Annotated in this window: 9 protein-coding genes and 1 pseudogene; 7 read left to right on the plus strand and 3 right to left on the minus strand. The window is 35.9% G+C overall.

All coding sequences use genetic code 11. From position 1 onward, the window contains the following. From OZD62_RS01970 to OZD62_RS01980, 3 genes are all read right to left on the minus strand, one after another. Window positions 1–941 (minus strand): IS110 family RNA-guided transposase (locus tag OZD62_RS01970; protein ID WP_275019325.1); only part of this gene is annotated, 941 nt, incomplete at its 3' end. Window positions 942–1,112: 171 nt separating this feature from the next. Continuing rightward, window positions 1,113–1,484 (minus strand): hypothetical protein, encoded by a 372-nt coding sequence (locus OZD62_RS01975; RefSeq protein ID WP_274999338.1) that lies wholly within the window; start codon window positions 1,482–1,484, stop codon window positions 1,113–1,115. Window positions 1,485–1,657: 173 nt separating this feature from the next. Then, window positions 1,658–3,763, minus strand: a complete 2,106-nt coding sequence (locus tag OZD62_RS01980; protein ID WP_458694557.1) for a cytochrome c-type biogenesis CcmF C-terminal domain-containing protein — start codon at window positions 3,761–3,763, stop codon at window positions 1,658–1,660. Here OZD62_RS01980 and OZD62_RS01985 point away from each other — a divergent pair. The 7 genes and pseudogenes from OZD62_RS01985 to OZD62_RS06110 all read left to right on the plus strand — a co-directional run. After that, a complete protein-coding gene (locus tag OZD62_RS01985) occupies window positions 3,684–3,872 on the plus strand; it encodes a hypothetical protein (RefSeq protein ID WP_022626229.1) in 189 nt (62 codons plus the stop codon). The genes OZD62_RS01980 and OZD62_RS01985 overlap by 80 nt on opposite strands. Window positions 3,873–3,952: 80 nt before the next feature. Beyond that, entirely contained in the window at window positions 3,953–5,194 is a 1,242-nt protein-coding gene (locus OZD62_RS01990; RefSeq protein WP_095742638.1) for a hypothetical protein, read from the plus strand. Window positions 5,195–5,316: 122 nt separating this feature from the next. Then, window positions 5,317–6,642: a dihydroorotase gene (locus OZD62_RS01995; protein ID WP_022626228.1), complete on the plus strand. Its 1,326-nt coding sequence runs from the start codon at window positions 5,317–5,319 to the stop codon at window positions 6,640–6,642. 198 nt (window positions 6,643–6,840) lie between these two features. Then, complete coding sequence (locus tag OZD62_RS02000) at window positions 6,841–8,025, plus strand: dicarboxylate/amino acid:cation symporter (protein WP_275019326.1); 1,185 nt, start codon at window positions 6,841–6,843, stop codon at window positions 8,023–8,025. Window positions 8,026–8,028: 3 nt separating this feature from the next. Then, window positions 8,029–8,625 carry an orotate phosphoribosyltransferase gene (gene pyrE / locus OZD62_RS02005; protein ID WP_006279657.1) on the plus strand — a complete coding sequence of 199 codons (597 nt, stop codon included), beginning with the start codon at window positions 8,029–8,031 and terminating at the stop codon, window positions 8,623–8,625. A gap of 105 nt (window positions 8,626–8,730) precedes the next feature. Continuing rightward, complete coding sequence (gene typA / locus OZD62_RS02010; protein WP_010962447.1) at window positions 8,731–10,560, plus strand: translational GTPase TypA; 1,830 nt, start codon at window positions 8,731–8,733, stop codon at window positions 10,558–10,560. Window positions 10,561–10,622: 62 nt separating this feature from the next. After that, window positions 10,623–10,868, plus strand: a pseudogene (locus tag OZD62_RS06110) (PD-(D/E)XK nuclease family transposase); the annotation flags it as partial. Window positions 10,869–11,172 lie beyond the last annotated feature (304 nt).

The following is an 11,172-nucleotide window of genomic DNA, read 5'->3' on the forward strand; positions in this document are numbered from 1 at the left end:
TTATTATAGTTCACACCAACTTCCGAAATGATAGTTTGTACAGTTAGTATATCCAATCCAGGAATTTTGGTAAAATCTATGCCAGTTACTCGATATAATTCTTCATGCAAAGCAAAGTTTGGTTTACTTTTTCTATACTTATTTTTCTCTTCACCTAACTTTTTACTCTCATCAGACTTTGTCTCAAATGTTTTATAATATTCTTCAATGCTCCTGTCACATTCTGCTACTTTTTCCTGATAAATATTATATAGCTCAAATTCTTGCTTTAATGTAAATAGGTGTTCTTTCCTATAGTTTCCTGCTAATGCTTTTGCAATAACAGATTTATCACTTTTTATTCGTCCATCTCTTAGTTCAGCCAATTTTTCAGGATTACTCTCACCATCTATTATTGCTTTAATAATTTGCATTCCAGTTACACCAGTTGTATCGCTTATAACTCTATGTAGTTGAATATTCATTTGTGTTAGCGCTTTTTGCATACGCAAAGTATGTGTAGAAGCATTTTCAATTAAATTTTTACGTTGCCGAACATAACTACGCAATACACACATTCGATCATCTGGCCTAAATGACCCTTGGAGTAACCCGTAACTGTGTAGTTGTTGAATCCATTGACAATCTTGCACATCTGATTTTCTCCCAGGTACATTTTTAACATGTTTTGCGTTTACCAGTTTTACTTCAAATCCGTGTGATTCAAGTACTTGAAACAAAGGAATCCAGTACACTCCTGTTGACTCCATGGCTACTGTATTAACTTTACATTTTTTCAACCATTTTGCTATGTTATAGAGATCTTCCGTAAAGCAGCTAAATTTTTGTATACGTTGTTCATCGCTTCCTTCGGGTACACATACATAATGTACAGCCGAGCCAACATCGATTCCTGCTGCATTAGGATTTGTTATCTCTAATTTACTTTTGACCTTTGCCATTTTTTAATCTCCATTATATAATAATCCATAGTTGAGAAGTGCTTAAGCTTGGGACGGTTGAGTTATACATTCTTCTAATCGAGGTAGCCCAAAAGGCCCCATCAGTGGTTTGACCGTTCCTCCAAAGCCACGCTATCCCACGGGCACTTAAGGCACCATTGCATAGTTCGGCTATAACTGCAAAAAGCTCTTCTCTACAAAATTATATATAAAATTTGCCATACACTCAGCTAGGAAGTTTCTTTTTGGTTTGACAGGTTTTATCTGTCCGGCGCTATCAAGAGAATCATTAGTTAATTGTACTGCTGTATAAGTTGTCCGGTCATCCTCATCATCGGAACTAATACCTGAATCATGGCCATCACCTTCTTCAATCTTTTGAGTTTCTATATCGTGTTCATTTATTTCGCTCGACGAATCATAGTTGGAAGGGTTATACTGTTGATTAGGACGTTTAAAAATTTGACGCCAATCGCTGTAAGGCTCCTTAAAATCGAAAGGAGTGCGTATAACTTTTTCCTTCCCTGATACCCCACCATTCATATTGTATAACCATTACTCACTAATCCCTTAGTGAATATCGTAATATATAGGTCTGTCAATAAAAAAATATAACTTTCTTTGGTTCTAACCTTTGCAAATCAGTATCTATAGCTCGGTAATTTCTCATACGTTGCACTCTGGACCTAGGAGCGTTGTTAATAAATCCACGACAGCTAGACAATCCTTGCTCGTCCACTAAAAGGAAAAGCAGCAAGGAGCGAACCAAAAGCGATAAGAAAGGATCCAAGCCAGATTATAGACATTCCAGGTTTATAGTGCACTTTGGCTGCGATTTTGCTCTTACTCTTATCAATCTCTCCAATTACAACATAAATATCAGAAAGCAAATTGTGGTAGATACTGCTTTCAACATTTTTCTGACCTTCCGCAAGGTAAAATCTATATTCAGGAGTTACTTCACCTAATATCTTATTATTCAGCAAATTCCTGATATCCATTGTACCCCTCACTGCATGGAAATTTTTTTCTTTTATTAGCTCAATATTGCGTAAAGTAACTTTAAATTTATTGACTGTTATGCTATCCCCTATTTTTAAGTAATTTTCTTTTTTCTCCTGCCAACCAACTGAATAAGCTATACCAAGCACTAGAATTGCCACTCCAGCATGAGCAAGCATCATTGCATAGTAGGACTTAGAAACTCTTCTTGCTAATAAAATTGATTCACCAAATGCTACCTTAAATAAACGAATTCTTTTACTGTATGCTTCTAAAACAAAGATTAATAATGCTATGGAGATAGTAATTGATAGCACAATTATTAGCTCCATGTGAAAGATAAACGGCAAAATAGCTGCAGCACTGCAGAATGAAAATCTATATTCACGGAATATTGGCAATAGACTATTTCCCTGCCAACTGCAGTATTGCCCGATCATGGTGAGCACTAGAATAGCTAGTGCAATAGAGTTAAATAAAGAATTGTAATATGGTGCTCCAACTGAAATTAATTCACCGGTTAAATACTCAAGCACTGTAGGGTATAAAGTGCCAACGAACACGATGAAAAAGGCAGTGATGAATAATAAATTGTTCATCAGTATCATCGTAAAGCGTGAAAAGAATCTTCTACCCTCTGTCACTTGAGTAGCAAGTTTCTTTCTGGATTCCAGTGTCAAGCATTGGAATGACATCGCAGGCGTGTGATTTTTTCTCGTAAATACTACAAATATTACTAAGCTACTGACTGTAATTACACCAAGTAGAGCTAATATATATAGTCCATATCTTGGGTCATCTGCAAACGTGTGCACTGAGGTAAGTATTCCTGAGCGGACTAGAAATGTTCCAGTCACACTCAATATAAAAGTTGTAAGCGTAAGTAAAATAGCAAAGTTCCTTAAAACATTGAAATTCCGTACCACGAGCAACAAATGTGTCAGTGCTACTGCAATTAGCCACGGCATCAAAGAAACGTTTTCCACTGGATCCCAAAACCAAAATCCACCCCACCCAAGTTCGCGATATGCCCACCAGCTACCCAAGCTGATGCCCAAAGTGAGCAGCGACCAAGAAATAAGTACCCAAGGCCTGACAATTTTAGCCCAAACATTTCCTTCAGTATTTAAAATTAATCCAGCTATAGAGAGCGAAAAAGGAACGCTAAATCCAAGGTACCCCAAATATAATATCGGTGGATGAATAGCAAGGCCTATATCCTGCAATATCGGATTAAAACCCAATCCATCTGTTTCAATGCCTGGCATTTTAGTGAAGGGGCTGGATTCAATTAAAGTGAACAGCAAAAAACAAAAGCAAATCAGCCCATGAGTGATAAGAGATATTTTTTTTAATTTACTACCATTAGTTCGTTCTGGTGTCATTCCAGTGCTTGACACTGGAATCCAGTTTTTATTACACTGCCATTTGATGTACTCATTTGCAATTAAATTGTCTGGATCCCAGTGTCTGGGCACTGGGATGACAGAAGAAGAGACTGGGATGACAGAGGGGGAAACTGGGATGACAGAAGGTATATAAATATCCATTAGTAATAAATACATGACAAGCACTAAGGTCCAAAGCAACATGGACCCTTCTTTGTTTCCCCAAACACCACAAATCTTGTAGATCAAAGGTTTTGTTGTGTGTGAGTGGTAGTATACGTTTTCAAGTGAAAAATCATTTGTAATGTGGCAGTAGATCAAAATAGCCATTGACGCTGATACACAAAAAAATATGGCAGTGGTAATAAACCGACAAGAACTAAGCGGTAAAAACAAATATGTCAAAGACAATAAGCAGGCTAGCAATAGCAATATATTCCCAAGTTCAGGCATAAAAAATTATAGTTTTTATATAAACAATATTACTGATGACAAGTTAGAAGTGAAAGTGTTAATTGATGCTAGCATAATGCTCCCGTAGTTAGCTGTGCTAGTATTAATTAAAAATTAAATATTAAATCTTTATACTTTTATAGATAGCGTTAATATTGAGGTAATATTGTGGGTACAACTAAGATTAGTAAATTTCCATTCAATATAAAAGGTAAAGTGGCAAAACAACATGCCGAACCAATAATCGAAAAAAATCTCTATACTATTTTAGGATTCAAAGATATAGAAGATTTTGAAAATAAGACAAGTAAACTTGTTAATAAAAAAGTTTGGCAATCATTTGTTGACTGCTTTGCAAAAGAAATAGATTATGCAGCAACCGAAGAAGTTGTAAAAAACATCGTTTGTAACATTGCAAAGAGTGATCAAGGTAATGCTTTTACCAAAACTGAACATCTCATATTAAATGAAAAGCAAGATAATAAAAAGAGAGAAAAAGCGATTAGAAAAGCTATTAGTATTTTGAGAAAAATCAATCCAGAAAAAGCCTTTAATGAACTTTCAGTAATAAAAAAACAAGCTGAAGATTTTTTACAAACCGATTTTTGTAAAGCACAGAGTAAATCACTTCAAGGATTTGCTCCCTCTGGTGGACAGCTCTTTGCGGAAACTCTGAAATATATAGAAACACTAGAAAGATTATCCGAAGTAAAAAAAGAAGGGCTAGTTAGAGATTTCTTGTTAAATCATGTTAGTTTATTGAATAAAAAGTATCCCAAATCACAAGGTAAAAGGGAAGATGCTATAACAATACTATCAAGTGATGAGTTGAAGAATTTTTACAATAAAGGTGTAAAAGAAGGAATGTTACAACCAATGGCATCTTACAAAGGATGCAGAAACCTGTATGACAAAATGAACCAGATAAAAAATGAATCCAAAAGTATAATTAAAAGAGAAGAACGGGAAGAAAATTTAAAGAAAATAGATAAGTCGATAATCAGCGCAATTAATGACATAAAAAAACATAGAGAAGCAATCCTTAACTGTAAAGACTTTCAAAGTTCTTACATAAAAGAGAAAAAAGAACATCCATTTAGAGGCAACGCATGTCAAAAAATGATTGATATATATCAAGAGAGAATTGTTGGATATCAGGAGAAAATTCGTCAAAACTTAAACCAAATAAAAGCGATATTAAAAAGTGCGCCGCAAGAAATGGATGATGTGGAAGAATTCGAGGAAATAATTGATGATATACATGAAGCAAAGCAGTGTGATGAAATTTTTGATTCAGCTTTAATTTGTTTATCGAACATACAGAATGAGCTAGATATTCAGCTGGAAAATCCTTCAACAGAACTCAGAGCTTCACACATTAACGTTAAAACTGAGCTAACTAGGTTATAAGAACCAAATCTTTAGGGTAATGAAAGCACTTTAATTCAAGACAGCTCTTAGTCTGTGTTTTAATTTGGTTGTGTTTTATTAAAAAAACTTTAGATTTATTTTATAATCGATACTCAAATATAATGACTCAAACTTGGGATTTGTTGCAAACAGGGCAAAAGGAAGGCTATAAAATTGCGTATACTAATGCTCGTATTATCGACCCGGAAACTAAACTTGATATAAAAGGTTCATTATTGACTGAAGGGGATAAAATTGTTGACTTTGGTGAATCATTATTTTCAACAAGTGGAGTTGATGAAACAATAGACTGTAAAGGGCTTGTTCTAATGCCAGGCCTTATTGACATTCACGTACATTTTCGTGAACCAGGCCAGGAACATAAAGAAACTATATATACAGGCAGCAAATCTGCAGCTGCGGGGGGAGTTACAACTGTAGTTTGTCAGCCAAACACTGTTCCAGCAATTGATAGCGTTATTTTGGCTAAATATTTGAAATATAGAGCACTTGAAACTTCACATGTAAACGTTGAATTTTACGCTAAAATCACCACTTCGGAAGAACACCTGACTGAAATGGCACTTTTAAAGGAAGCAGGTGCGGTTGGGTTCACCGATGATGGCATGCCAGTTATGAACCCAATGATTATGAGACAGGCGCTGCTTTATTCAAGTATGCTGAATGTTCCTATTGCTCAACATGCAGAAGATTTAAATTTATCTGCTGGTGGCGCAATCAACGAAGGTAAAATTTCTGAAGAATTGGGAGTAAAGGGGATCTTGAGTGCGTCAGAATCGGTTATGGTAAATCGTGATATACTGCTAATGAAGGATATGGAAAATGTGCACTACCATATTCTACATGTCTCTTCAAAAGATTCACTTGATGCTATTAAACGTGCAAAAGATTTGGGATTAAATGTTACGTGCGAAGTAACCCCTCATCACTTCACTTTGACTGAAGATATAGTAAAACAACATGGAGCAATTGCAAAAATGAATCCGCCGCTTCGCACTGAAGAAGATCGTTTAGCTATGGTTGAAGGTTTAAAGACAGGTGTGATTGATTGCATTGCAACTGATCACGCTCCGCATGATCGTAGTTCTAAAGATCTACCACTTGAAAATGCTGCATTTGGTATTGTTGGTCTTGAAACAATGCTGCCCCTTTCACTTGAACTCTATCACAGTGGGCAAATGGGTCTACTTGATGTGCTTGCAAAATTGACATATAAGCCTGCAGATATAATACACATACCACGTGGTCGTATACAAAAAAACCTTGCTGCAGACTTAATTTTAGTTGACCTCAATCATGAATGGGAAATTAAAACTGACAACTTTGCTAGTAAATCAAAGAATTCTCCTTTCGATGGTCGCAAAGTAAAAGGACACGTAGTACGTACTGTTGTGTCCGGCAAAACTATATACTCGCAGAAGAGTTAGTTATCATATCTTATCTATTCCAATTTGTTATCACCAGAATGGGCTAAGTGCACCTAAATTTAAATTAAGAAATCTTACACTGTCTCCGAATAAACACATCCTCTTATCTTTCCCTAATCTGTAAAGTTATTTCGTCTATCAATCTGATTCCAAAACAGCAAAATTATTGTATAATGTTACTTTGAAGTTTTATTTTCAATGCACAAGTTTGCAATACTTTTTTCTATACTGCTTGCAATAGTTGCTTACTACCTAAACAATGAAATCATATTTGAAATAGCAAAGCTATTTAGTGATATCTTTATCAGCTTGCTCAAATTAATAAGCTTACCTCTGGTTTTTTTATCCATAGTTTCCACAATTTCCGGGCTCAAAGACTCAATTGAAATCAAAGTCTTAGTTAAGAAAACACTATTTTATACTCTGCTTACAACTATTATAGCTGCGTTTGTTGCATTATCGTTTTATTTGTTAATAGATCCAGCAAGAAAAAATTTCATAAGTAATACAATAGGGAGTATTAACAGCAATAACCACAGTTATTTTTCATATTTAAAATCACTCATTCCTTCTAATTTTGTGCAAGTTTTTCTTGAAAATAATATGATTGGTAGCATATTAATCGCTTTTTTGATGGGTGGAGCTATTGTTTCACTTTCAAAAGAAAAGCAGGATATATTATATCAAGTATTCTCTGCACTTTTTGATACGCTACTTAAAATTGCTCAAGGGTTATTAAAATTTATTCCGCTTGCTGTTTGGTCTTTTATTACATGTTTTTTGCATGAATTAAAAGGCGGTAGTGAGTTCTACAATCTTTTATGGTATTTTGTTTGCATAATGTCTGCAAATTTTGTGCAGGCATTTCTGATTTTACCGCTATTTATGTGGTATAAAGGCATATCACCAATTCAAACGCTGAAAGGGGTTATGCTAGCACTCACACTTGCGTTTTTTTCTAAATCATCCAGTGCAACATTGCCAACAACTATAGAATGTGTGCAGAACAAGCTAAAGGTGCCAAAGAAATTATCGTCTTTTATTTTACCAATATGCACAACAATTAACATGAATGCATGTGCTGCATTTATACTAATCACTGTAATGTTTGTTGCAGAAATGAACGGATACGTATTTTCCTTAAGCGAAATGTTGATATGGATTTTTTTAGCTACAGGGGCTGCAATTGGTAACGCTGGAGTGCCGATGGGGTGCTATTTTATGGCAACCAGTTATCTCATGTCGATGAATGTTCCTCTGCATATTATGGGACTGATTTTGCCTATTTATACAATCATCGATATGTTTGAAACTGCAATAAATGTGTGGTCTGATGTTTGTATCACTCAGATAATTAATAAAGAATGTAATAGTGAAACTTAAAAAATGATATTAGACGAAAATAACCTAATAATAAAAGAATTTAAAGAAGCAGAAGCAATTTTGCATGGGCATTTTGTTTTATCATCCGGGCTGCATAGTGACACATACATACAGTGTGCGAAGATTTTTGAAAATCCAAGCAGAGCCATGAAAGTTTGCGCATTATTAGCAGATAAAATAAAAAAAGAATTAAATAGCTCCATAGATTTAATATTATCTCCTGCAATTGGTGGAATAATTGTGGGTTATGAGATTGGCAGGCAGCTTGGAATAAAGACAATGTTTTGCGAGCGCGTTAATGGTAAGTTTGAATTACGCCGTGGATTTAAGATCAAAAAGGGTGAGAAAATATTGCTCATTGAAGATGTAATAACCACAGGTAAATCTTCACTTGAAGCAGTGGAATGTGCAGAAGGGGAAGGAGGTAAAGTTGTTGCTGAAGCTTCTTTGATAAAGAGAAATAGTGAAACGAAACTGCCTTTTCCTGTCATATCTTTGATTGAACTGAACATCAAAAACTACAGCGAGGAAGAACTTCCAAGTGAATTAAAACAACTACCCATAACAAAACCTGGGAGTAGGGAATATTTAACAAAGTAATCCTATAATATCTTGGAAACACAGCATTTATACACAGCTTTAGTTATTTACTCCAAGTGTATTTTATGTATACTTATTACTAAATTAATTTTGAAATGATAGAAAATGAACGAATTTAAATCGATCCGAAATATAGCAATAATCGCACACGTTGACCACGGTAAAACTACTTTACTTGATAACATGTTAAAACAAAGTGGCACATTCCGCGAGAATCAAGAAGTTCAAGAACGAGTGATGGATAGTGGTGATCAAGAGCGTGAACGCGGAATTACAATACTTGCAAAATGTACATCAATAATGTGGGGCGATGAAAAGATCAATATTATTGACACGCCAGGGCACGCGGACTTTGGTGGGGAAGTGGAAAGGGTATTGTGCATGGCAGATGGTGTGTTGCTGCTGGTTGACGCTGCAGAAGGTCCCATGCCACAAACAAAATTTGTGCTCTCAAAAGCACTAAAAGCAAATTTGAAGCCAATTGTGATAATCAATAAGGTTGACCGACCAGATAGCAGAATTGATGAAGTATTAAATGAAATATATGAGTTATTTTTTAACCTTGATGCAACCAACGAGCAGCTAGATTTTCCAGTGTTGTATGCTTCAGGTAGAAATGGCTGGTGTGCTAAGGAGCTTTCTGATGAAAGAAAAGATTTAAGCCCATTATTTTCAACGGTTATAGATTATATAAAACCTTCTGTTTATAATCAAAATGCACCTTTTGCTATGTTGGTCACTCTACTTGAGTCTGATAAGTTTCTTGGCAGAATATTGACAGGAAAGGTTTATCAGGGCATTGCAAAAGTCAATTCAGATCTTAAGGTGCTTGACCTCGATGGCAAAGTAATTGAACGAGGAAGATTAACTAAGTTGCTCTCATTTTCTGGCTTGAAACGCATTCCAGTAGAACAAGCTGTGGCGGGAGACATAATTGCAATTGCAGGACTTGAGGAAGCTTCGGTTTCAGATACTATAGCAGCACCAGAAGTTACAACTGCAGTAAGCTCAACTCCAGTTGATCCGCCAACAATGGCGATTACTCTGAGCGTTAATGATTCACCTTTTGCTGGGCAAGAAGGTACAAAGCTTACTTCAACTGCTATAAAGGATCGTTTATATGCGGAAGCAGAAACAAATGTTGCAATTACTGTGACTTTGGCACCAAGCGGTGAAGCATTTGAAGTAGGTGGGCGTGGTGAGTTACAGCTTGGAGTGTTAATTGAAAATATGAGGAGAGAAGGTTTTGAGCTTTCGGTATCACGCCCTCGCGTGTTATTTAAAGAAGAAGGCGGTAAAAAACTTGAACCTATAGAGGAAGTAGTAATTGATGTAGATGATGAATATAGTGGAATCATCATGGAAAAACTCAGCTTCCGTAAAGGTGAAGTAACTGACATGAGACCTTCTGGTAATGGCAGGACAAGATTAACGTTTTTAGTGCCATCAAGAGGATTAATCGGTTATCAAGGAGAGTTTTTAACTGATTCTCGTGGCACAGGCATAATTAACCGTTTATTTCACAGTTATGCTCCACATAGAGGTCCAATTTCTGGAAGGCGCAATGGAGTTTTAATTTCTACAGATAAGGGTGAGGCTGTGGCATATGCAATTTTCAATTTGCAAGACAGGGGAATTATGTTTATTAAGCCACAGGATAAGGTATATTGTGGCATGGTTGTCGGCCAGCATAGCCGTGACAATGATTTGGAGATAAATGTGTTAAAGGGTAAGCAATTAACAAACGTAAGAGCTTCAGGTAGTGATGAAGCTATAAAGCTCACTCCACCAAAGATAATGACACTGGAGGATATGATAGCGTATATAGATGATGATGAATTGGTGGAAGTAACTCCAAAATCTATACGTTTACGCAAGAAATTCCTTGATCCAAATGAACGTAAGCGTGCAGGAAGGGCAAAGAATAAGGAGTAATCAGAGGTTGAACATTTGCGAAAAATAGTGTATAATTATTCGTCTCCTAATTGTATTTAATTATGGCCTTTTCGAAATTTCTCGATCCAAAAAACAATTTCGCGTTCAAGAGAATATTTGGCACTGAGAAAAATAAAGATATTCTCATTCACTTTCTCAATGATATATTGGGCTTCGCTGGCAAAGATGAAATAGAAGAAATAGAATTTCTCAGCACTATCATGGATGCTGAGATTGCCTCTAAAAAACAAAGTATTGTTGATGTTTTCTGTACTGATTCTGCTGGAACCCAGCTAATTATTGAAATGGTGCGACCTGAAAGTCTTCGGTCATATTGTTTAAAAGGAGAGGAATTCCTTCAGAAAGAAACTAAAAGAGTTCTAAAACTTATTAAACCAGATGTTTTGCCATCTGAGTCTATGCATCAGTGCGAATCGGGTAACCGGTTGGTGCCAAGCGATGCGGACAATGAACCTCCTCTTGAAAAAGAAGATGCTCAATCGTGAAAGGAGCATAAACTACAAGCATCATGTGGTTGGAGAGCTAGGCTTAGTGGTATGGTGAACGTAAGTGAAGCTTCATAAGTATCGTAACGATTAAAGAGCTAAAGAT

Source organism: Wolbachia endosymbiont of Drosophila seguyi (assembly GCF_028981765.1).
Lineage (GTDB): Bacteria > Pseudomonadota > Alphaproteobacteria > Rickettsiales > Anaplasmataceae > Wolbachia > Wolbachia pipientis.